Here is a 20,625-nt window from a genome sequence, read left to right on the forward strand (position 1 = left end):
CCATCACGCGTGGGCGACCACGATCCGTGTGTGCATCGGGACCGCGACGTGGTCGCCGTCGCGGTACCGGGCGACGACGTCCGCGGTACCGGCGTCGACCGCCTCGAGGTACGCCTCGAACGCGGCTGGGTCCTCGATGAAGGCTGGCACCACGGCGGCGTACGCGTACTCGAGGCGCGCCACGAACCGGTCAGGGTCGGGGAACCGCGCCACGATCGAGGCCTCGGTCACCTCGACGTCGTCGAAGCCCGCGTCCTCGAACAGGCCGGTGAGCCCACCCTCGTCGCCGAGGGAGAAGGGCGCGAGGACCTCGTCGACGGTCGTGGGCAGGCCGTAGCTGGCCAGGAGCGGGGCCTCGACGTCGGCGAGAGCCGCGAACAGCGGGTGGTGGTCGATCCCCTGCCAGACGACGACGGTGGCGGTGCCGCCCGGTCGCAGGACCCGTCGCATCTCGCGGACCCCGCCGGCACGGTCGGGGAAGAACTGCAGCCCCTGTTGGCAGGTCACGGCGTCGAAGGCGTGATCCGGGAGCGTGAGCGCCGCGCCGTCGCCCTCCAGCCAGCGGAGAGGTGGATCACGCGGCGGTGCGAGCGCGCGAGCGACCTCGAGCATCGCGGGGTTCAGGTCGACGCCGACGACGGGGGCGCCGTCACCGACGGCTTCGGCCAGCCGCCGGGTCAGGATGCCGGTGCCGCACGCGACGTCGAGCACGGACGTGCCGGCCGGTGGCTGCCAGGTGGCGAGGGTCACCTCGCTCAGCGGGCCGAAGATCGCGGGACCGTAGTAGGCCTCGTACGCCTCGGCCGGGGACCCGGGCGACGTGGTCGCCGGGGCCAGGTCGGGTCCGGTCGTCATCGGTCCACCTTCCAGGTCGGATCGGTGCCCGCCGGCCGCACCATCGGCCACAGCGGCGGCGAGTCGCCGACCTGGATGCAGGCGGCCGTCTCGAACCCGTGCCGCTCGTAGAGGGCGCGGTTGCGGGGCGTGCTCGCCTCGAGGTAGGCCGGCACCCCGTCACGGTCACACCGCTCGAGCCCGATCCGGAGGAGGCGCGAGCCGGTACCGCGGCCCTGGCAGGTCGGGTCGACGCCCACGAAGGGCAGGTACCACACCGGCTCGTCCGGGTGGTGGATCGCCATGGCTTCGAGGAAGGCGAAGGCGTCCGGCTGTCGATCGGCGTGGACGACGTCCGCGAACAGGGTGCCGAGCGCCTCGTCGTCGGTGGTCGCACCGGGGGCGTGCCAGATGGCCGCACCGGACCCGTCGGGTGACGCGTCCACGGTGCCGGCCGGTGTGACACCGGTGACCGTCAGGTCGAGGAGGGCGGGGTAGTGCAGCAGGTGGTCGGCGAGGTCGGGGAGGAACCAGCGCACCACCGGATCCGCGGCGAACGCCACGGTCAGGGTCGCGAACGCCTGCGTCAGGTCGGTGGGGGACGGTGCGGCGGACGGCGTGGTGACGGTCGGAGCGGTCACGGTCGGTCTCCTGTCCGGGTGTGGGGCCCGCCGCTGGCCGGAGGCGATGCGACCGGCCAGCAGCGGACGCCTCCGACGCTACGGAGCGGACGTCCCGTCGACCTGCGTGCTGGCACGTATCCGATCACGCAGATCCGGCACGCAGGCCCCCCCGTTCAGCGTGGTCATCGGTGCGCTCCCGACCCGGTCCGACCCGGTCCGACCCCGTGCGATCGAGCAGGCAGTCAGGCCGCGGGCGTGCGACGGACACGGCCGGGGGTGGTACCCGTGATCCGGGAGAACGCCCGGCTGAAGGCGGCCTCCGAGCGGTAACCGAGCGAGGACGCCACCGCTCCGACGGTCGCTCCCTCCTGCAGCTGGGCGTGCGCCACGCTCATGCGCCAACGGGTGACGTAGGTCATCGCGGGCTCACCCACCAGTTCGGTGAACCGCGCCGCGAAGCTCGAGCGTGACATGGTGGCCTCGGTGGCGAGCCGGTCGAGGCTCCAGTCGGCGCCCGGATCGCGGTGGATCGCGGCGAGGGCCCGGCCGATGCGCTCGTCGTGGAGGGCGCCGAGCCACCCGGTGCGGGCGGCGGGGTCGTGCTCGAGCCAGCTGCGGATCGCCTGGACCACGAGGATGTCGGCGAGCCGTGTGGTCACGGCCTCACCGCCCGGACGCAGGTCGCCGAGCTCGCCGGCCATCAGCCGGACGGTGTCGTGCACGGCGGTCGCCGACGGGCCGGTGCCGTCCACGCGGATCGCCGTCGGCAGCGCCGCCACGAGCGCCCGCGCGGCCGGCTCGCGGAAGGCGACGATGCCGCAGAGCAACCGCGAGGACCGGCCGCCGCCACCGTAGGTCAGCACCGAGTAGTGGTCGCTGAGGTAGTGCTGGGGGAGGAGGTCGACGCGGCCAGCGGGCCGCAGGCCCGGCTCGCTCGCCAGTACGTGGCCGCGACCGTGCGGCACGAGCGCCACGTCGCCGGTCCGCAGCTCGATCGTCCCGCCGTCCGGTGCCTCGAGCCAGCACGAGCCGGCCGTGATCACGTGGAAGCTGAGCGAGTCGACGATGGCCGGCATCTCGAGCGCCCACGGCTCGCTGGCATCGGTCCGGCTGTAGAAGACGCCCTGCATGCGCAGCAGGTGCAGCGCCTCACCGAGCGGATCGGTCGGGGTCCAAGGGGCTGTCACGGTGACCATGCGGCGATCCTCGCGAGCGGGAGACCTGTACGTCCAGAGGGCCGGACGTTCGAGCAAGAGAAGTGGACGTCGAAGCATGGGTCGTCCAATCCAGCGACCGTAGCGTGACGGGCCTCACCGACACCGACATCGAGGAGCACGCGTCATGTTCACCATCGCAGGAGCCACCGGCAGGGTCGGATCGGCGGTCACCCGCAACCTGCTCGCCGACGGCGCGCCGGTCCGCGTCATCGTCCGCGACGAGCAGAAGGGCACCCGATGGGCAGCGGCGGGGGCGCAGGTCGCCGTCGCCGACCTGAGCGACCGCTCGGCGCTGACCGCGGCGCTCGACGGCAGCCGGGGCGCCTTCGTGCTGCTGCCGTTCGACGTGACGGCCGAGGACGTCCGCGCCCAGGAGCGGGCGCAGGTGGCGGCCATCGCGGGCGCGGTGTGCGACAGCGGTGTGCGCCACGTTGCGATGCTGTCCTCCATCGGCGCCGACCTCGCGGAGGGCACGGGACCGATCGTCGGCCTGCACCACATCGAGGAGGCGCTCCGGGGGACCGGGGCGACCATCTCGGCCATCCGATCCAGCCACTTCCAGGAGAAGGTCAGCGACCTGCTCGACGCGGCCCGGCACGAGGGGCTCTACCCCGTCCTCGCGGACTCGGCGGACGAGCCCATCCCGATGGTCGCGACGCGGGACATCGGCCGGACCGTGGCGGACGTCCTCCAGGCTCCGCCGACCACCAGCGAGGTGGTCGACGTCACCGGCCCGGTCTACACCGAGCGACAGGTGGCACAGCTACTCGGCGCCGCGCTCGGCCGCGATCTCGAGGTCGTCACCGTCCCGCAGTCCGGCTGGGTCGACACCCTCGTCGGGACCGGGCTGCCGCCGCACGTAGCCGAGCTGCTGGCCGAGCTCGCGGCCGCCGACCAGCGCGGTCTGCTCGTCCCGCGCGGTGACCGGATCGTCACCGGTCCCACCCCCCTCGAGGCCACTCTCGAGACGCTCGTCGGTGTCCCCGCGTGAGCAGGAGGGAACGGTGCGGGCCGATCACGTCGGTGGGGTGGCAGCGTGGTGTCGACGCGCGGCCTCCTCGAGGAGCGTGCGGACCCCGGGACGATCGACGTCGTCCGATCCGCGGAACCGGACGTGACGCGCCCGCTTCCCGGTGCCCTCGAGGAGCTCGGCGCCGTCGGCATCGAGCAGCTCGACACCCCGGGAGAACATCAGGTTGACGTGCGCCGTGTGCGGGGCGACCGCGACGATCAGGCCCCGGTAGGTCCCCGGCTGCGTGGTGAACCCGATCAGGCCAGCCGATGGATCGGCCTCCTCGGTCGCGTCGGGGATCACCTGTCGGACGAGCGCTCGGACCCGTTCCGCGAGCGCCCGGATGGTGGGGTCGTGCGACGCCCACACGGTCTCGACCTCGGTGCCGACCACCGTCCTCCCGATCGTCGCTCGGCAGCCTCCGATCCCCGAGCCATGGTGGTCAGCCCACGACACGGCCGTCAAGACCTCGGGAACTCGAGCCTGGATCAGCGGTGCTCGGGGTTGGGGGCGTCGTCGCGGCACCCGGCGTCCCACAGGTCGCGCTGGTTGCCGTGGGCCGGGAAGCCCCCCGCATCCTTCAGCCAGCGGGCCGTGTGCAGCAGGTTCCAGGTCATGAAGCTGGTGTTGCGGTTGGTGAAGTCGTTCTGCGGTCCGCCGGAGCCCTCGTCGGCGTACGACGGACCTGGTCCGGCCTCGCCGAGCCAGGCGGCGTCAGCCTGGGGCGGGACCACGTAGCCGAGGTGCTGGAGGCTGTAGAGCAGGTTCATCGCGCAGTGCTTGGCGCCGTCCTCGTTGCCGGTGACGATGACGCCGCCGGTGCGGCCGTAGTAGGCGTACTGGCCGGCGTCGTTGAGCAGGCCCGAGTTGCCGTAGAGACGTTCGACGACCCGGGTGGCCACCGAGGACTTCTCGCCGAGCCAGATCGGGGTGAGCAGCACCAGGATGTCCGCGGCCATCACCCGCTCGAAGATCGTCGGCCAGTCGTCGCGGTCCGCACCGTGCTCGGTCATGTCCGGGTAGACGCCCGGGGCGAGGTGGTGATCGACCGCACGGACGACGTCGACCTCGACCCCGTTGGCGCGCATGATCGCCACGGACCGGTCCGCGAGCGCCTGCGTGTGCGACGGCTCCGGGGACGGCTTCAGGGTGCAGTTGACGAACAGCGCCCGCAGGTCGTCGTAGGCGGCCGGCGGGTCCTCGCACAGCCGACGGTCCGTTGCGCCGAGATCGGTCACGGGGGTCCCTGTCCTCGTTGGGGTGTCGCGGTGCGGAAGCTCGCCGCTGGCGCGTGGATGGATGTCCTGCCACTTCAACCCCGGTTGTGCCGCTGCACTTCCCTCGAGGGGACCGCGCTCATGGCCGGGCGGTCGATCGGTCCGCCTCGATCAGACGCGGGTGAGTTCGCGGTCCGACGTGGTCGGCGTCCCGCGCTCGATGCCGAGCACGTGGTCCAGCGACGGCTTGCCGGGTCCGAGGAGCGCGACGACGAGCAGGCCGGCCAGCAGCGCGAACTCGAGCTCGGCGCCGGGCATGTCGGCCCCCATCGGGGCCAGCAGACCGACGTCGATCTTGACGAGCAGGAAGGCACCGACGAGCACGCCTGCGTTCAGCAGGGCCGCGATACGGGACCACCCGCCGACGACCAGCAGCACGCCGCCGACGAGCTCGATGAGCGTGACGATCCAGCCGACCAGCACGGGCGCGGGCACGCCCATACCGTCGAGCATGCCCCCACCGAAGCCAGCGGGGGTGATCTCGGTCAGCTTCTGCCAACCGTGCGCGGCCATCACGACCCCGACCAGGACGCGGGCGATGATGGGAGCAGCGGGCGCGAGTGGCCGCAGCTGGGGGAGTCCGAGCAGGTGCATGGGGTACCTCCGAGACGTGGATGGAACGTGGCCACGGTCCCGGCATCCGCGATGTTCCTCGGCGGCGTCGGGAGGTGGCCGGCGCGCACCGTAGGGGCGCGCGCTCGGCTCGCCCGACGGACGGAAGTCCGTGCCGGCACCGACGAGGTGCCCGCGATCTCCTGGGTCGTCCCTGCGCGTTGCCGTCCGTCCGGTGGCTGCTGCCCGAGCCGCGCGAAGCACCGCGGCGTACGTTCGCGTCGGCGACCCGATGAGGAGCGTGACGATGGCGTTGACGGTGGGGACCGGCCCGTTCGGTGAGTGGCCGGCAGGCAGCTTCAACTTCGGCGACGAGGCGCCGGACCACGTCCTGTACCTCGAGCCCAGCCCGCGGCGGGTGCGGGTCGTGGTGGGCGACGAGATGATCGCCGAGAGCACCCGTGCCATGCTGCTCCACGAGACCGGGCTGATGCCGGTCTACTACCTGCCCGAGGAAGACGTCCGGATCTCGTCGTTGGAGGCCACGGACCACACCACGCACTGCCCCGTCAAGGGCGACGCGGTGTACTGGACGATCCGCGCGGGCGACACCGAGCGGGTCGATGCGGTCTGGAGCTACCCCGATCCGCTCCCCGGAGCGCCGCCCCTCGCCGGCCTCCGTGCCTTCCGGTGGGACGCGGTCGACGAGTGGTGGGAGGAGGCCGAGCGCATCTGGGTCCACCCCCGTGATCCCTACCACCGCTGCGACGTCATCCGCTCCGACCGGCACGTCGTCATCCGGGTCGGTGGCGACATCGTCGCCGACAGCCGGCGACCGACGATGCTGTTCGAGACGGGGCTGCCGCCCCGCTTCTACCTGCCACAGGAGGACGTTCGGACCGAGTTCCTCCGTCCGAGCGGCCTGGAGACCTCGTGCCCCTACAAGGGGACCACCAGCCGGTACCACCACGTCGAGGCAGGCGCCGAGCGGCTCGAGGACGGGGCCTGGGTCTACGACGAACCACTCGCCGAGGTGCAGGGCATCGCCGGGCTGATCGCGTTCTACAACGAGAAGGTCGACCTCGAGGTCGACGGCGAACCGTGGGAACGGCCGGAGACACCGTTCTCGTGACCACGGGAAGAGATCGAGGCCTCGCCGGGTTGTCAGCACGACGAGAGAGGACGTCCGTGCGCGAACACCCCATCACGGTCTACTGGCGGCCCGGTTGCGGGTTCTGCAGCTCCCTGCTGCGTGGGTTGGAGCGGTCGGGACTGGCGTTCGACCGTGTCGACATCTGGCAGGACGAGGACGGTGCCGCCTTCGTGCGGTCCGTCGCTCGGGGAAACGAGACCGTGCCGACGGTGCGGGTGGGCGACGTGGCGCTCGTGAACCCCTCTGCTCCGGATGTCCTGCGCACGGTCAGCGAGCAGGTCCCGGAGCACCTCCCCGAGGGGTACGAGCCACCGCGACCCGGGGCCGCGGCCCGCGCCATCACCCGTCTGCTCGGCGGCTGACGCCGCGACAGCGAGCTGCGAACGAGGTCAGCGGAGGGCGGCGGGACCGGAAGCTGAGCCCGACGACGGTCACGAACGTGAGACCACGACGGTGTCGGGCTGGAAGGCGAACCACACGAACCAGAAGGTGTCGTCGCGGGACACGGGGTCGAGCTTCGTGCCGGCGAGCTCACCGTCGATCGCCTCACCGAGCAGGTTCCAGGTGGACCCGGTCTGCTCGTCGCGGAAGGTCCCGGCGACCTCGTCGAGCGGGGTGAACGTGAGCTGCATGCCGTCGTCGAGGTCGCGGACGAAGGCGACCGTCGATCCGACCTCACGGCCACCGTCGACGGTCTCCCGGTCGAGCGCGCTGGCCTGACCGGGAGCCCACCAGATCGTCACGGGCTGCCCGTCCACCTCGACGTCCACGACCGTCTCCTCGCGCAGGTGATCGAGCACGACCGCGGTGGGGTCGCCGTCGGCACCGAGGCCGACGACCCGCGTGTTCGGAGGCAGCCGGTCGTCGCGGTCACCCTCGAACAGGAACTGGTCACCGCTGTCCTCGTACCCGGTGTAGGGGTTGCGGCCGTAGTCGCGGCCGGGCTCGCTGTCGGGGGACAAGACCACGCCATCGGGGACGGCCGTGCGGAAGTCCTCCCAGGCGAGCAGGCTCGTCGGGACGCGCACCAGCTCGGTCCCGACGAAGGCCTCGCCGACCACCGCCTTGCCCGTGAACTGGGTCCACAGGGTCTTGGACTGGCGGTCGTACATCACCAGGTTGGCCTGGAAGAGCCGCCCGGAGGTGCCGAAGTCCAGGACCTGGCCGTCGACGGTCCGTTCGAACGCCAACCCGGAGTTGCACAGCGGGCAGTAGGTCACGACCAGCGGCTCGCCGCCCACCACGTCGTTGACGATCTCGTGCTGGGTCAGGATCGCCAGCGGGTAGGCGCGCCGATCGTCACCGACCTCCACCACCATCACGGGGCTCTGCGGCTGCAGCCACTCATCCGCGGTGGCGACGTCGTCGAAGCACGGGTCGTCGATGGGGCGGATGCCGTCCGGCGGCGGGCCGCCGCTGATGACCCGGCTGAAGTCGAACCCCTCCAGGACCACCGGGTCCGGACGATCCCACGGGAACGCCACGTCCTGGACCGGCGCGTTGGCGACGTCACCGTTCTCGAACTCCGCGAGCGGCACGCAGGTGGCGCGTCCGTCAGCGGAGGGGCCGACCGCATCGCCCGAGTCGTCGGTGGCGGCGCCGCTGCAGGCGGCAGCGGCCAGGACGATGGCAGCCGCGGTCGAGATGCGGCAGAGCGCTGCGGGCACGTCGGCCTCCTGATCGGGTCTCTGCTGGTCCACCAGCGGACCACGTACCGGGGAGCCCGGCGACCCCGGTCGTTCTTCCCCGGGACCGGTCTGGCCGGATGCTTGCTCGCCGTGACCGGCATCCGGCTGGTGCGTGCCGCGCCCCTCTGGCAGGGTCCCGGCCCCCCGGCCGAGGAGTTCCGATGCCCGTCCTGCCGCGTCCCGTGACCGACGTGCCCGCTGCTCCGGCCGACATCGCCCGTGACCACTTCGCGCGGCTGCTCGCGCTCGAGACCGACTGCTGGGACGTGCACCAGGCGATCACGACCGGGTCCGACCCCGGGTTCCTGCTCCTCGACGTCCGCTCGCCGGAGCTGTTCGCCGAGGGGCACGTCCCGGGGGCGGTCAACCTCCCCCACGGCCGCATCAACGCGCGCAACCTGGCCGACCTCGGTGACACCGACCTGTACGTCGTCTACTGCGCCGGGCCGCACTGCAACGGTGCGGACAAGGCCGGGCTGCGCCTCGCCGACCTCGGGCGGCCCGTCAAGAAGATGATCGGGGGCGTCACCGGCTGGCTCGACGAGGGCTTCGACCTGGCCCGCTGACGACGTGTGCGCGGCCGCGCCGGGTCCGGTTGGATGGGGGCCCCGGATCGGAGACCCCGTGCGCACCGCCGCCCTGCTCGCCGCCTTGTGTGTCGGGGTCATCGGATGCGGCGTCGGTGACGACCAGCCGGTCGAGGTGTCGCTCGCGGAGTTGGTCGAGGACCAGCACGCCTACGACGGGCGGACCGTGATCACCAGCGGCGTCGTGCGCTCCTTCGACGATCCGGTCCATTACTGGATCGAGGACCGCGACGTGCACCGCGTCGAGGTCGTGCCCGCCGAACTGATCGAGCAGCACGTCGGCGCCGAGGTCGAGGTCACCGGCCGCTACACCTTCCGCGACGACGAGGGCCGCCGCATCGAGATCGACTCGCTCGAGGTCCTCGAGGGCGACGTCGACGTGGCGGCCTGAGCCTCGGGCGAGCCCCAACCCGGACCTCCCGGACCTCAGCCCGGGAGGGTGCCCTCGACCGCGGCGACCAGCGTCGGGTCCTGCGGCTCGACCATCGGGCGGAACCGAGCGACGACCTCACCCTCGGGGGCGACCAGGAACTTCTCGAAGTTCCAGTGCACGTCGCCTGCCTGGCCGTCGGCGTCGGGGGTCTCGACCAGCCGCTGGTAGAGCGGGTGGCGGTCGTCGCCGTTGACGTCGAGCTTCTCGTGCATGGGGAAGCTGACCCCGTAGGTGGTGGAGCAGAAGGTCGCGATCTCCTCGGACGTCCCCGGTTCCTGACCGCCGAACTGGTTGCACGGGAAGCCGAGGACGCGCAGGCCTCGGTCGGCGTACGTCGCGTGCAGCTCCTCGAGCCCGGCGTACTGCGGCGTCAGGCCGCACCGGCTGGCCACGTTGACCAGCAGGAGGGCGTTGCCGGCGTGCTCGGCGAGCGAGGTGGGCCGACCGTCGAGGGTCGTGAGCGCGATGTCGAACAGGTCCATCAGGGATTCCTCGCCGCGAGTGGGTAGGGGCGCGGACGCTACCCGGCGCGCGCGGTGACCGGCGGCCGTGACGCAGGCGGTACGGTGGCGAGGCCCGCGCTTCGCGGTCCTGCTGGCAGACGCTCTGGGGACCCTCGCGTGGGCGCTCCCGTCTCTCCAGTTCGCCGCTGCGCGCTCCCGCTCGTGACCGGGTCCGGTCCTTGCTGCGCGGCTGCACGTCCACGTCGAGTTCCCCTGTGCCCGAAGCCACCTCCTCCCTGCTGTCCGGATCCACGAACGGGAGGCGCCTCGCCTCCCTGCGCGCCGAGTGGTGGCGCGACCCCAAGACCGAGATCCTGGCCGGCCTGGTCGTCGCCCTCGCCCTGATCCCCGAGGCGATCGCGTTCTCGCTGATCGCCGGGGTCGACCCGAAGGTGGGCCTCTACGCCTCGTTCTCGATCGCGATCATCGTCGCGTTCGCCGGCGGCCGCCGCGCCATGATCTCGGGCGCGACCGGGGCCATGGCCCTGCTGATCGTGCCGCTGGTGCGTGATCACGGGGTCGAGTACCTCTTCGCCGCCACCATCGTCACCGGGCTCCTCCAGCTGATCTTCGGCTACCTCGGCGTGGGCCGCCTCATGCGGTTCGTGCCCCGGACGGTCATGACCGGCTTCGTCAACGCCCTCGCGGTGCTCATCTTCCTGGCCCAGATGCCCTACCTACTCGGTGAAGGGCTCGCGGTCTGGGGGCTGGTCGCCGGTGGCCTGGCCATCATGTACCTGCTGCCCCGCCTCACCAAGGTCGTACCGGCACCCCTGGTCGCCATCGTGGTCCTGACCGGCGCCGTGGTCGCCTTCGATGTGCGTGTCCCCGACGTCGGGGGCATGGGCGAACTGCCCTCCACCCTGCCCGTCCTCGGCTTGCCGGTGGTGCCGTTCACGCTCGAGACGCTGCAGATCGTCGCGCCGTACGCGATCGCGCTGGCGTTCGTCGGGCTCCTCGAGTCGCTGCTGACCGCGCAGCTCCTCGACGACATCACCGACACCCCGTCGGACAAGGGCCGCGAGTCGCGAGGCCAGGGCATCGCCAACATCGCCACCGGCTTCCTCGGTGGGATGGCCGGCTGCGCCATGATCGGCCAGTCCATGATCAACGTCCGCTCCGGAGCTCGGACCCGGCTGTCGACGCTGTCCGCCGGTGTGTTCCTGCTCGTGCTGATCCTCGGGCTCGGTGACCTCGTCGCGCTCATCCCGATGGCGGCCCTGGTCGCCGTCATGATCGTGGTCGCGGTCGCGACCTTCGACTGGTCGAGCCTCAAGGTCAACACCCTCCGTCGCACCCCCAAGACCGAGACGATGGTCATGGCGGTCACGGTGGCGGTCGTGGTCCACACCCACAACCTCGCCTACGGCGTCATCGCCGGGGTGCTGCTCGCGATGGTGGTCTTCGCCCGGCGGGCGGCGCACCACGCGTCCATGACCAGTGTGCTCGACCCGACCGGGACGGTGCGCAGCTACGTGATCACCGGCCAGCTGTTCTTCGCCTCGTCCAACGACCTCGTCCACGAGTTCGACCTGCACGACCCGGTCCGCGAGGTCGTCATCGACCTCACCGAGGCCGAGGTGTGGGACACCTCTGCGGTGGTCACCCTGGATGCCGTGGTGGCGAAGTTCGCCGCCCGTGGCATCGAGGCCACGATCACCGGTCTGACCCACCACAGCGCCGAGCTGCACGACCGGCTCACCGGGCAGCTGGTCGACGCGCACTGACCCGACCCAGCGGCGGCCCGGCGACCGTGCCGGTCGCCGCGGGGTCGGGGGCGATCCGGGTCAGCTGTCCCTGCGTAGCGCGCGGAGGTCACCGCTGCCACCGGGCGGCGGGTGCGGGCCGGGGTCCGGTGTCGACGACGTGACGTCGCTGGCGGCGCAGCTCCAGCAGTAGTACACGAGCCGGATACCCGAGGGCGTGCGGACGCCGGCCCGTCCCGCCTCCTCGAGGGTCGAGGTGCGGATGCCCTCGATGTCCTCGGACCCGCACAACCGACAGCTCAGGCGCAGGTCCCGGTCCCAGGTGGCGCCACACCGGCCGCAGGTCAGCACGATGGCGTCACCGCGCTGCGTGCCGGTGAGGTCGTCGTCCTCGCCGCAGGTCGGACACACGACAGTCGCCACCACCACCTCCCACGGCCACGTCCGGGCGGGACGGTCGTACCGTACCGTCGGGGGTCGTCAGCTCCCCTCCGGCACGGCCACCTCGCCGCTGCCGTGATCGCTCCAGGACCCCCCGTGCTCCTCAGCCCCGTCCCGCCGCGCGCCCGGACCCGCTTCTCGGGCTGGCGTGTCGTCCTGCTCGCGGCGGTGGCCCTTGGGATGACGGGACCCGGGCAGACGGCCGGTGTCAGCGTCTTCGTCGATCCCATGATGGGTGCGCTGGAGCTCAGTCGGTCCCAGGTCTCCACCGCGTACCTGATCGGCACCCTGGGCGGCGCCGTGGCCATGCCGCGCGTCGGCCGCCTCATCGACGACCGCGGTGCACGTGTCGCGATGGGTCTGGTCGGTGGCATCTTCGGCGTGGTGCTCGCGGCGATGGCCGGGGTCGTGGGGGTCGTGACCCTCGTGCTCGGCTTCACCGGCATCCGCGCGTTCGGTCAGGGAGGCCTGAGCCTCGTGGCCACCACGGCCGTCGCGCCGTGGTTCCGCCGGCGCCGCGGCATCGCGATCGGCGTCACGGCCGCGGTGGGATCGGCGCTGCTCTCGCTCATCCCGATCCTCTCGGCGTTCGTCATCGGCGAGGTCGGCTGGCGCCTGGCGTGGATCTGCCTGGCCCTCCTCACCTGGGCGGTCATCCTGCCCATCGCGTTCCGCGGCCTCATCGACCGGCCGAGCGACGTCGGCCAGCAGGTCGACGGCGACCCGATCCCCGCCGATGGCGTGCCGGTCACGGTCGGCGACGGTGACCTGACCCGTGCCGACGCCCTCCGCACGCCGATGTTCTGGGCCGTCGCCGGGGCCGTCGCCGCCACGGGGATGATCGGGACGGGCCTGGCCTTCCACCAGATCGACCTGCTCGGGGAGCAGGGCCTCACCCCGGTGCAAGCGGCCGCGAACTTCCTCCCACAGACCGTGGCTGCGCTCACCGCGACCCTGTTCGTCGGCTCGATGGTCGACCGTTTCGCGCCCCGGTGGGTGCTGCTCACCTCGATGCTGCTGCTCGCCGGAGCGATGGTCGCCGTGCCGTTCGTCGGACCGGGCGTGACCGCAGCGCTGTACGGCATGGCGGTGGGCGCGGCGGGGTCGTCGGTCCGCGCGCTGGAGGCGGCCGCCTTCCCGAAGCTGTTCGGCATCCGCCACCTCGGGTCGATCCGCGGTGTGGTGACGGCGATCAGCGTGGCCTCGACCGCCTTCGGTCCGGTGGCGCTGTCGTTCGGGCGTGACCTGACCGGCAGCTACATCGAGGTCCTGATGTGGCTGCTGGTCGTGCCGATCGGCGTCGGGATCTTCGGCCTGGTCGCCCGCGCCCCAGGGGGCACGACCGCTGACTGACGTGCCCGCCGAGGTGGAGCGGGTGGGCGCGGTCGGGGCCGCGTCGATGCGCCCCACCTGCGCCCTGAGACGAGTCAGGCGCGTCGGGCCCATGGTGAGGCGGGGCGGTTCCGCGATCGCCACCGCCGAAGGCGCGCACCTCGTACGCTGGACACCAGGGTCGCCGAGCGTGGCCCGGAGGTGAGGCGATGACGGCGGCCGCCCCGATCGACGCGACCACAGGTGCGCGTACGGCCCCGATCCGACGCGTCCGGTTGACGGTGACGGGGACCGTGCAGGGGGTCGGGTTCCGGCCGCACGTGCACCGGCTGGCGACCGAGCTCGGCCTCGCCGGCCTGGTCGGCAACGACAGTGCCGGCGTGCACATCGAGGTCGAGGGCGGGCCTGCGACGGTGCGCCGGTTCGAGCAGCGTCTGCGGGCCGAGGCGCCGCCGCTCGCGCACGTCGCGGACGTCGTCGCGGTCGAGGTCCCGGTGCAGGGGGCCACGCGCTTCACCATCGCGGCGAGTCAGCACGCCGATGGGCCGGTCACCACCGCTCCGCCCGACACCGCCGCCTGCGCCGACTGCCTCGCCGAGGTGGCAGACCCCGCCGACCGACGCTTCCGCTACCCGTTCACCACCTGCACCAACTGCGGCCCCCGGTTCACCATCATCACCTCGCTGCCCTACGACCGGCCCGCGACGACGATGGCCGGCTTCCCCCTCTGCATCCCCTGCGACGCCGAGTACCACGACCCGGCCGACCGGCGGTTCCACGCCCAGCCCGTGGCCTGCGTCGACTGCGGGCCGCGCATCTGGCTCGAAGGGCCCGCGGTCGCCGACGGTGGCGGGAGCGGCAGCAGCGACGAGGTGCTGCTCGCCACGCAGCGGCTGCTCGCCGATGGTGCGATCGTGGCCGTCAAGGGCGTCGGTGGGTTCCACCTGGCCTGCCGCGCCGACGAGGGCGAGGTCGTCGCGATGCTCCGGCGGCGCAAGCAGCGTCCCGGCAAGCCGTTCGCGCTGCTCGCGCGCGACCTCGATGTCGCGGGCCGACTGGCCCACATCGACGACACCGAGGCCGCCGTCCTCACCTCGCCCGCGGCACCGATCGTCCTGCTCCGGCGCCGCGCCGACGCGCCGTTGGCCGACGCGGTTGCGCCGGGCAACCCGCTCGTGGGCATCATGCTGCCGGCCTCGCCGCTGCACCACCTGCTCCTCGGAGACGTCCCGGGCAGCGACGTGGCGGCCCAGGACGTGCTGGTCATGACCAGCGGCAACCTCTCCGAGGAACCGCTCTGCACCGAGGACGACGAGGCACGTGAACGGCTGGCGGCCATCGCCGACGCCTATCTGCTGCACGACCGACCGATCGCGGTCCCGTGCGACGATTCGGTGGTCCGGGTCGACACGGTCGGCGGCCGTGCCGCGACCACCGTGCTGCGTCGGTCGCGCGGCTACGTGCCGACACCCGTCCCGCTGCCCTTCGAGGGGGTCCCGGCGTTGGCGGTCGGCGGCCACCTGAAGGTCACCGCCGGTCTCACCGACGGACGTCGGGCGTGGCTGTCGGCCCACATCGGTGACATGGGGACGCTCCCGACGCTGCGCGCCTTCGAGCGCACGGTCGACCGCTTCGCCACGATGCACGAGGTCGCCCCGCGGCGCCTGATCGTCGACGCGCACCCGGACTACACCACCCACCGGTGGGCCACACGCCACGCTGACGGGCGGGCCGTGGTGGAGGTGCAGCACCACCACGCGCACGTCGCCGCCGTCATGGCCGAGCACGGCATCGCGAGCGGCACGCCGGTCCTCGGGTTCGCCTTCGACGGGACCGGTTACGGGCCGGACGGGACCATCTGGGGCGGCGAGATCCTCCTCGCCGACTACGCCGGCTTCGAGCGGCTGGCACACCTGTCGACGGTGGCGCTGCCCGGTGGCGACGCGGCGATCGGCCACCCCCACCGCGTGGCGCTCTCGCACCTGCGCAGCGCAGGCGTGGGGTGGGACGAGCGGTTACCGGCCGTCGCGCACACGTCCCTCGACGAACGCCGTCTGCTGGCCGCGCAGCTCGATCGCGACTTCCGCTGCGTGCCGACCTCGAGCGTCGGACGCCTGTTCGACGCGGTCGCCTCGCTGATCGGGGTGCGCCACGAGATCACCTTCGAAGCGCAGGCAGCCATCGAGCTCGAGGTGCTCGCGGGGGAGGCCGAGGGCGCGTGGCACCCGCTGGACCTGCCGCTGGTCGAGGTCTCGGACGGCCCCGACCAGCTCGACAGCGGCACGCTCGTGCGGGGGGTCGTCGCCGCCGTCCTCGACGGGGTCGCCCCGGCTGCTGTCGCCCTGGGGTTCCACCGGGCCCTGGCCGAGGCGGTGTGCGCCACGGCCGCCGTCGTGCGCGACCGTGGCGGGCCGCACCTCGTCGCGCTGTCCGGCGGGGTGTTCGCCAACGCCCTGCTCACCGATCTGGCGACCACCGCGCTGGCTCGTGCCGGGTTCACCGTGCTGCGCCACCAGCTCGTCCCACCCAACGACGGTGGTCTGGCCCTCGGTCAGATCGCCGTCGGTGCCCACCACAGCAGGAGCTGACCCATGTGCCTCGGCGTCCCGGGCAAGGTCCTGGAGATCCGCGACGAGCGGGGGACGAGGATGGCGACCGTCGACTTCGGCGGCGTCACCAAGGACGTGTGCCTCGCCTACGTCCCGGAGGCCGAGGTCGGCCAGTACACGCTCATCCACGCCGGCTTCGCGATCACGATGGTCGACGAGGCATCGGCGCTGCAGACCCTGGCGCTGTTCGAGGAGCTCGGTGTGCTGGCGGAGGAGCTCGGCCCCGAGCCGGACGTCACCGGCGATCGCGCACCGACGGGCGGCCCGTCACGGGAGGGGACGGCGTGAAGTACCTCGACGAGTTCCACGACCCGGACCTCGCGGCGTCGTTGTTCGCCCAGATCCGCGCCACGGTCACCAAGCCGTGGGCGATCATGGAGGTGTGTGGCGGTCAGACCCACTCGATCATCCGCAACGGGATCGATCAGCTCCTGCCCGAGGAGGTCGAGCTGATCCACGGACCCGGGTGCCCGGTCTGCGTCACACCGCTGGAGACGGTCGACAAGGCCCTCGAGATCGCCAGCCGTCCCGGCGTGATCCTGTGCTCGTTCGGGGACATGCTGCGCGTCCCCGGCAGCCACACCGACCTCTTCGGCGTCCGCAGTCGCGGTGGCGACGTCCGTGTCGTCTACTCGCCCCTCGACGCGGTGGGGGTCGCCGAAGAGAACCCGGACAAGCAGGTCGTCTTCTTCGCCATCGGGTTCGAGACCACCGCGCCCGGGAACGCCATGGTCGCTTACCAGGCGCGGCAGCGGGGCCTCACCAACCTGTCGCTGTTGGTCAGCCACGTCCTGGTGCCGCCCGCGATCGCCGCGATCGCGTCCTCACCCACGAGCCGCGTCGACGCGTTCCTGGCCGCCGGCCACGTCTGCAGCGTCATGGGCACCGAGCAGTACGGGCCGCTCGCCCTGGCCTACGGGGTGCCCATCGTGGTCACCGGGTTCGAGCCGCTCGACGTCCTCGACGGCATCCGCCGCGCCGTCACCCAGCTCGAGCGCGGCGAGGCGCGCCTCGAGAACGCCTACCCGCGGGCGGTCGCTGCCGCGGGGAACACCCCGGCGCAGGCGATGCTGGAGGACGTCTTCGACGTCACCGATCGTGCGTGGCGAGGGATCGGGACCATCCCGCTGAGCGGCTGGCGGTTGTCCGAACGCTACGCCGACCTCGACGCCGAGCGGCGTTTCGACGTCGGCGACATCCAGGTCGCCGAATCGCCGCTGTGCCGCTCCGGCGAGGTGCTGCAGGGGCTGCTGAAGCCCGACGAGTGCCCGGCGTTCGGCAAGGAGTGCACCCCCCGCAACCCCCTCGGGGCCACCATGGTGTCCAGCGAGGGGGCCTGCGCGGCCTACCACCAGTACGGGCGGCTCGGGTCCCGCGGCTCGCTGCCGGTGGTCGACGCGGAGGTGACGCGTGGCTGACGTCCAGGCGTCCGGCGACGCGACGACCGGCGGCGACCTCGAGGGGTGGACCTGCCCGCTGCCGCTACGCGACCGCGACCGGATCGTCGCCGGCCACGGTGGTGGCGGGCTGCTGTCGGCCGAGCTGATCGAGCACCTGTTCCTGCCCGCCTTCGGCGCTGCCGCAGCGTCGGCCACACCGACCGACGCCGCGACGCTGACCATCGGGGGTGCTCGGCTGGCGTTCTCGACCGATGCGTTCGTGGTCGACCCGCTGTTCTTCCCCGGCGGCAACATCGGCGACCTGGCGATCAACGGCACGGTCAACGACGTCGCGATGAGCGGCGCCGTCCCCGTGGCGCTGTCGACCGCGTTCGTGATGGAGGAGGGGCTCGAGCTGTCGGTCCTCGGCACCATCGCCGAGACCATGGGCCGGGCAGCCGCGGTTGCCCGCGTCCAGCTGGTGACGGGGGACACGAAGGTCGTCGACACCGGTGACGGGTCGGGGGTGACCATCACCACCACGGGGATCGGGCTGATCCCTGACGGGGTCGAGCTCGCCCCTGGCCGCATCCGACCGGGGGACAAGGTCATCCTCTCCGGTCGGATCGGCGACCACGGCGTCGCGGTCATGAGCGTGCGCGAGGGCATCCGGTTCGGCACCGAGGTGCGCAGCGACTCGGCGTCCATGGCCGACCTCGTCACCACCATGCTGGCCGCTCCAGGCGCGATGGGAGGTCTGCACTGTCTCCGGGACGCCACCCGTGGCGGCATGGCGGCATCCCTGTGCGAGCTCGCCGCGACCGCGGACGTCGGCATCAGGTACGTCGAACGTGCCGTGCCGGTCGATCCCGCCGTCGCGTCGGCGTGCAGCTTCCTCGGCCTCGACCCCATCCACGTGGCCAACGAGGGCAAGCTCGTCGCCTTCGTGGCACCGGAGGCTGCCGACGCGGTCCTCGCGGCGATGCAGCGGCACCCGCTCGGCCGGCAGGCGGTGATCATCGGCGAGGTCGTGGACGACCATCGCGGCGTGGTGGTGGCGCGGACCGGCATCGGCGCGACCCGGATCGTCGACCGGCCCCTCGGCGAACAGCTGCCCAGGATCTGCTGACCCGTGGTGGGGGCGGGGCCACGTAGTCTCCGTCACGGCCACGGAAGGGGAACAGGTGTCGAAGGGCGAACCGAGCCAGCCGCTCTGGCAACAGGTCCTCGAGGACCTCGACCGACGCATCGCGGACGGCGAGATCGTCGACCGCTTCCCCACCGACCGTGAGCTGACCGCGCACTACGGCGTCAGCCGCCACACCGTCCGCGAGGCGGTGCGCCACCTGCGTGCCCGTGGGCTCGTCGACCGTCACCGCGGGCGTGGCAGCTTCCTCACCGACGACCGCTTGCAGCAGCCGCTCGGGTCGCTGTACACCCTCTTCCGTGCTGTCGAGGACCAGGGGTTCGAGCAACGCTCGGAGGTCCTCCGCTTCGACGAGGTCCAGGACGAGGCGGTCGCGCGGCGGCTCGGACGTCGACGCGACGCCAGGCTCGTGCGGATCGAACGGCTGCGGTTCGCCGACGCGGAGCCGCTGGCGTTGGACAGCGTCTGGCTGCCGGCCACGATCGGCCGGGCCCTACGTGACGTCGACCTGACCCACACCAGCCTCTACGAGCAGCTGTCGGCTCGGGCTGGCGTCCGGGTGACCGGGGTCGACGAGACGCTGGAGCCCGTCGTGCCCGACGCCGACGCACGGGCCCTCCTCGCGCTGGAGGACGGCGAGGCACTGTTCCGCGTCCAGCGGCTCGGCTGGGCCGACGATCGGCCCGTGGAGTGCCGCATCACGCTCGTGCGCGGACGGCGGTTCGTCTACACCTCGTCGTCGCGCGAGGCGGGATCGGCCGCCGGCGGGTTCACGGCGGCGTCGAGCCCGAGCTGAGCGATCCGGTCCGCGTCGTCGTCGACGAGCACGGGCAGGCGGCCAGTGCGGGTCAGCAGCGAGGCCGCGATGGCCGAGCGGTAGCCGCTGGCGCAGTGCACCCACACCTCCCGATCGGCCGGCACCTCGGCGATGCGGCGTTCGAGGTCGTGCAGCGGCACGTGTTGCGACCCCGCCACCGCTCCGGTGCGGCGCTCGTCGTCGCGCCGGACGTCGAGGACGTGCACCTTCCCGGCCGCGCGGGCCTCGGCGAGCTGCTCGAAGTCGGCGACCCGGTAGCGCCCCCGCGGTAGCTCGCCACCGAACGCGGCGACGCCGCCGGTGGCCTGCGCCGCCGGACGATCGATGCCGATGCGGGCGAGGTCCCGCTGCGCGTCGGCGACCTCCTCGGGGGTGTCGCCGACGAGGGTGATGGGGCTGCCCCACGGCACGAGCCAGCCGAGGTAGGTGATGAACGAGTCGGCCAGCTCGACGTTGACGGTCCCGCGGACGTGCTCGGCTGCGTAGGCCGTGCGCGTGCGGAGGTCCACCACCCACTCGTTGGCGGCGATCCGGGCCCGCAGCTCCTGCGGGTCGGCGTGCGTCGCGGGCGACAGGTCGATCGGTCCCGGTCCGAGCCGGTTGCGTGGCGACATGTGCACGTAGTAGCGGGGGTAGGCGTCCAGTCCGGCGAGGAGCGTGGCCACGAACTCGTCCTCGTCGGTGATGCGGCACGCGACGTTGCCCTCCCGCTCGCTGCCGATCGTGCCGTTCGTGGGGGTCTCCGAGCTCGTGGAGGAGCAGAAGCTGCCGAAGCCGTGGGTCGGCAGGACCCGCACGTCGTCGGCCAGCTCGCTGGTGAGGCGTCGGGCCGACCGATGCTGCGCACGCGTGAGCTCCTCGGCCCGGGCCCGCGAGATCAGGTCGGTCCGTCCGACCGATCCGTACAGCAACGACCCACCGGTGCAGACCGCCACGTCCCTGCCGTCGGCGGTGACGACGTAGCTGAGGTGGGTGGGCGTGTGGCCCGGCGTGTGCATCACCCGCAGCTCGAACGATCCCACCGTGAGCACGTCGCCGTCCCGGACCCCCGTGGCCTCGACGTGCAGCTCCTCGTCGGCGGACAGCACGTACCGGGCCCCCGTGACGCGGGCGAGCTCGGCACCCCCCGTGACGTAGTCGTTGTGGACGTGGGTCTCGACCACGTGGGACACGCGCAGACCTCGCTCGTCCAGCAGGGTCAGCACCCGATCGATGTCGCGCTGCGGATCGACGACGGCGGCGGTGGCGCCGTCGTGGACGAGGTAGGTGCGGTCCCCGAGCGACGGGGTCTCGATGGTCTCGATGGTCACCACGG

General features: G+C 72.4%; 22 protein-coding genes. 12 read left to right on the top strand and 10 right to left on the bottom strand.

From position 1 onward, the window contains the following. Positions 1 to 3: 3 nt before the first annotated feature. From NITAL_RS21920 to NITAL_RS21935, 3 genes are all read right to left on the bottom strand, one after another. Positions 4 to 855, bottom strand: coding sequence for a class I SAM-dependent methyltransferase (locus tag NITAL_RS21920; protein ID WP_157042026.1), 852 nt, complete (start codon positions 853 to 855; stop codon positions 4 to 6). Further along, positions 852 to 1,475: a GNAT family N-acetyltransferase gene (locus tag NITAL_RS21925; RefSeq protein WP_052668443.1), complete on the bottom strand. Its 624-nt coding sequence runs from the start codon at positions 1,473 to 1,475 to the stop codon at positions 852 to 854. The genes NITAL_RS21920 and NITAL_RS21925 overlap by 4 nt, the downstream gene beginning before the upstream one ends. 224 nt (positions 1,476 to 1,699) lie before the next feature. Beyond that, a complete protein-coding gene (locus NITAL_RS21935) occupies positions 1,700 to 2,653 on the bottom strand; it encodes an AraC family transcriptional regulator (RefSeq protein WP_052668445.1) in 954 nt (317 codons plus the stop codon). Positions 2,654 to 2,798: 145 nt separating this feature from the next. Here NITAL_RS21935 and NITAL_RS21940 point away from each other — a divergent pair, with 145 nt between their 5' ends. Further along, positions 2,799 to 3,665: an NmrA family NAD(P)-binding protein gene (locus NITAL_RS21940; RefSeq protein WP_052668446.1), complete on the top strand. Its 867-nt coding sequence runs from the start codon at positions 2,799 to 2,801 to the stop codon at positions 3,663 to 3,665. 24 nt (positions 3,666 to 3,689) lie between these two features. Here NITAL_RS21940 and NITAL_RS28255 read toward each other — a convergent pair whose 3' ends face one another. The 3 genes from NITAL_RS28255 to NITAL_RS21955 all read right to left on the bottom strand — a co-directional run bounded on the left by NITAL_RS28255 (position 3,690) and on the right by NITAL_RS21955 (position 5,557). Then, a complete protein-coding gene (locus tag NITAL_RS28255; RefSeq protein ID WP_052668447.1) occupies positions 3,690 to 4,079 on the bottom strand; it encodes a DUF1801 domain-containing protein in 390 nt (129 codons plus the stop codon). Between the two features lie 95 nt (positions 4,080 to 4,174). Then, positions 4,175 to 4,924, bottom strand: coding sequence for a flavodoxin family protein (locus tag NITAL_RS21950; RefSeq protein ID WP_211262595.1), 750 nt, complete (start codon positions 4,922 to 4,924; stop codon positions 4,175 to 4,177). Positions 4,925 to 5,074: 150 nt separating this feature from the next. Next, a complete protein-coding gene (locus NITAL_RS21955; RefSeq protein WP_052668448.1) occupies positions 5,075 to 5,557 on the bottom strand; it encodes a DoxX family protein in 483 nt (160 codons plus the stop codon). Positions 5,558 to 5,822: 265 nt separating this feature from the next. Here NITAL_RS21955 and NITAL_RS21960 point away from each other — a divergent pair, with 265 nt between their 5' ends. Together NITAL_RS21960 and NITAL_RS21965 are read left to right on the top strand one after the other, a co-directional pair. Next, the gene (locus NITAL_RS21960; RefSeq protein WP_052668449.1) at positions 5,823 to 6,647 is read left to right on the top strand and encodes a DUF427 domain-containing protein; all 825 of its coding nucleotides are present in this window, start codon (positions 5,823 to 5,825) and stop codon (positions 6,645 to 6,647) included. A 56-nt stretch (positions 6,648 to 6,703) separates the two neighbouring features. Further along, entirely contained in the window at positions 6,704 to 7,030 is a 327-nt protein-coding gene (locus NITAL_RS21965) for a mycoredoxin (RefSeq protein ID WP_052668450.1), read from the top strand. 69 nt (positions 7,031 to 7,099) lie between these two features. Here the strand turns inward: NITAL_RS21965 and NITAL_RS21970 are convergent, their stop codons facing one another. Beyond that, positions 7,100 to 8,335, bottom strand: a complete 1,236-nt coding sequence (locus NITAL_RS21970) for a DUF3179 domain-containing protein (protein WP_169786929.1) — start codon at positions 8,333 to 8,335, stop codon at positions 7,100 to 7,102. Positions 8,336 to 8,526: 191 nt separating this feature from the next. Between NITAL_RS21970 and NITAL_RS21975 the strand changes: the two genes are divergently transcribed. After that, the gene (locus NITAL_RS21975) at positions 8,527 to 8,922 is read left to right on the top strand and encodes a rhodanese-like domain-containing protein (RefSeq protein ID WP_157042219.1); all 396 of its coding nucleotides are present in this window, start codon (positions 8,527 to 8,529) and stop codon (positions 8,920 to 8,922) included. Between the two features lie 58 nt (positions 8,923 to 8,980). Continuing rightward, positions 8,981 to 9,334, top strand: coding sequence for a hypothetical protein (locus tag NITAL_RS21980; RefSeq protein WP_052668453.1), 354 nt, complete (start codon positions 8,981 to 8,983; stop codon positions 9,332 to 9,334). A gap of 35 nt (positions 9,335 to 9,369) precedes the next feature. On the opposite strand, the gene NITAL_RS21985 is transcribed toward NITAL_RS21980, so the two are convergent. Continuing rightward, positions 9,370 to 9,858, bottom strand: coding sequence for a glutathione peroxidase (locus NITAL_RS21985; RefSeq protein WP_052668454.1), 489 nt, complete (start codon positions 9,856 to 9,858; stop codon positions 9,370 to 9,372). A 236-nt stretch (positions 9,859 to 10,094) separates the two neighbouring features. Between NITAL_RS21985 and NITAL_RS21990 the strand changes: the two genes are divergently transcribed. Continuing rightward, positions 10,095 to 11,606 carry a SulP family inorganic anion transporter gene (locus NITAL_RS21990; RefSeq protein ID WP_083441888.1) on the top strand — a complete coding sequence of 504 codons (1,512 nt, stop codon included), beginning with the start codon at positions 10,095 to 10,097 and terminating at the stop codon, positions 11,604 to 11,606. Positions 11,607 to 11,666: 60 nt separating this feature from the next. On the opposite strand, the gene NITAL_RS21995 is transcribed toward NITAL_RS21990, so the two are convergent. Further along, complete coding sequence (locus tag NITAL_RS21995; protein WP_157042028.1) at positions 11,667 to 12,008, bottom strand: hypothetical protein; 342 nt, start codon at positions 12,006 to 12,008, stop codon at positions 11,667 to 11,669. A gap of 114 nt (positions 12,009 to 12,122) precedes the next feature. On the opposite strand from NITAL_RS21995, the gene NITAL_RS22000 reads away from it, so the two are divergent. The 6 genes from NITAL_RS22000 (at position 12,123) to NITAL_RS22025 (ending at position 19,289) form a co-directional block, all read left to right on the top strand. Further along, entirely contained in the window at positions 12,123 to 13,379 is a 1,257-nt protein-coding gene (locus NITAL_RS22000) for an MFS transporter (protein WP_157042029.1), read from the top strand. Positions 13,380 to 13,567: 188 nt separating this feature from the next. Further along, complete coding sequence (gene hypF / locus NITAL_RS22005) at positions 13,568 to 15,946, top strand: carbamoyltransferase HypF (protein WP_052668456.1); 2,379 nt, start codon at positions 13,568 to 13,570, stop codon at positions 15,944 to 15,946. A gap of 3 nt (positions 15,947 to 15,949) precedes the next feature. Further along, positions 15,950 to 16,255, top strand: coding sequence for a HypC/HybG/HupF family hydrogenase formation chaperone (locus NITAL_RS22010; RefSeq protein WP_052668457.1), 306 nt, complete (start codon positions 15,950 to 15,952; stop codon positions 16,253 to 16,255). Further along, entirely contained in the window at positions 16,252 to 17,385 is a 1,134-nt protein-coding gene (hypD, locus tag NITAL_RS22015; RefSeq protein WP_052668458.1) for a hydrogenase formation protein HypD, read from the top strand. The genes NITAL_RS22010 and hypD overlap by 4 nt, the downstream gene beginning before the upstream one ends. Further along, on the top strand, positions 17,378 to 18,475 hold the full coding sequence (gene hypE, locus NITAL_RS22020) for a hydrogenase expression/formation protein HypE (protein ID WP_052668459.1): 1,098 nt from the start codon (positions 17,378 to 17,380) through the stop codon (positions 18,473 to 18,475). The genes hypD and hypE overlap by 8 nt, the downstream gene beginning before the upstream one ends. A gap of 55 nt (positions 18,476 to 18,530) precedes the next feature. Next, entirely contained in the window at positions 18,531 to 19,289 is a 759-nt protein-coding gene (locus NITAL_RS22025; RefSeq protein WP_052668460.1) for a GntR family transcriptional regulator, read from the top strand. On the opposite strand, the gene NITAL_RS22030 is transcribed toward NITAL_RS22025, so the two are convergent. Next, entirely contained in the window at positions 19,220 to 20,623 is a 1,404-nt protein-coding gene (locus NITAL_RS22030) for an MBL fold metallo-hydrolase (RefSeq protein WP_052668461.1), read from the bottom strand. The genes NITAL_RS22025 and NITAL_RS22030 overlap by 70 nt on opposite strands. Positions 20,624 to 20,625 lie beyond the last annotated feature (2 nt).

The sequence above is a fragment of the Nitriliruptor alkaliphilus DSM 45188 genome (genome assembly GCF_000969705.1).
Lineage (GTDB): Bacteria > Actinomycetota > Nitriliruptoria > Nitriliruptorales > Nitriliruptoraceae > Nitriliruptor > Nitriliruptor alkaliphilus.

What these genes read in the sequence shown, in the direction of transcription:
- NITAL_RS21920 (WP_157042026.1), bottom strand. Translation starts at nt 855, where the DNA reads ATGACGACCGGACCCGACCTGGCCCCGGCGACCACGTCGCCCGGGTCC.
- NITAL_RS21935 (WP_052668445.1), bottom strand. Translation starts at nt 2,653, where the DNA reads ATGGTCACCGTGACAGCCCCTTGGACCCCGACCGATCCGCTCGGTGAG.
- NITAL_RS21940 (WP_052668446.1), top strand. Translation starts at nt 2,799, where the DNA reads ATGTTCACCATCGCAGGAGCCACCGGCAGGGTCGGATCGGCGGTCACC.
- NITAL_RS21955 (WP_052668448.1), bottom strand. Translation starts at nt 5,557, where the DNA reads ATGCACCTGCTCGGACTCCCCCAGCTGCGGCCACTCGCGCCCGCTGCT.
- NITAL_RS21960 (WP_052668449.1), top strand. Translation starts at nt 5,823, where the DNA reads ATGGCGTTGACGGTGGGGACCGGCCCGTTCGGTGAGTGGCCGGCAGGC.
- NITAL_RS21985 (WP_052668454.1), bottom strand. Translation starts at nt 9,858, where the DNA reads ATGGACCTGTTCGACATCGCGCTCACGACCCTCGACGGTCGGCCCACC.
- hypF (WP_052668456.1), top strand. Translation starts at nt 13,568, where the DNA reads ATGACGGCGGCCGCCCCGATCGACGCGACCACAGGTGCGCGTACGGCC.
- NITAL_RS22010 (WP_052668457.1), top strand. Translation starts at nt 15,950, where the DNA reads ATGTGCCTCGGCGTCCCGGGCAAGGTCCTGGAGATCCGCGACGAGCGG.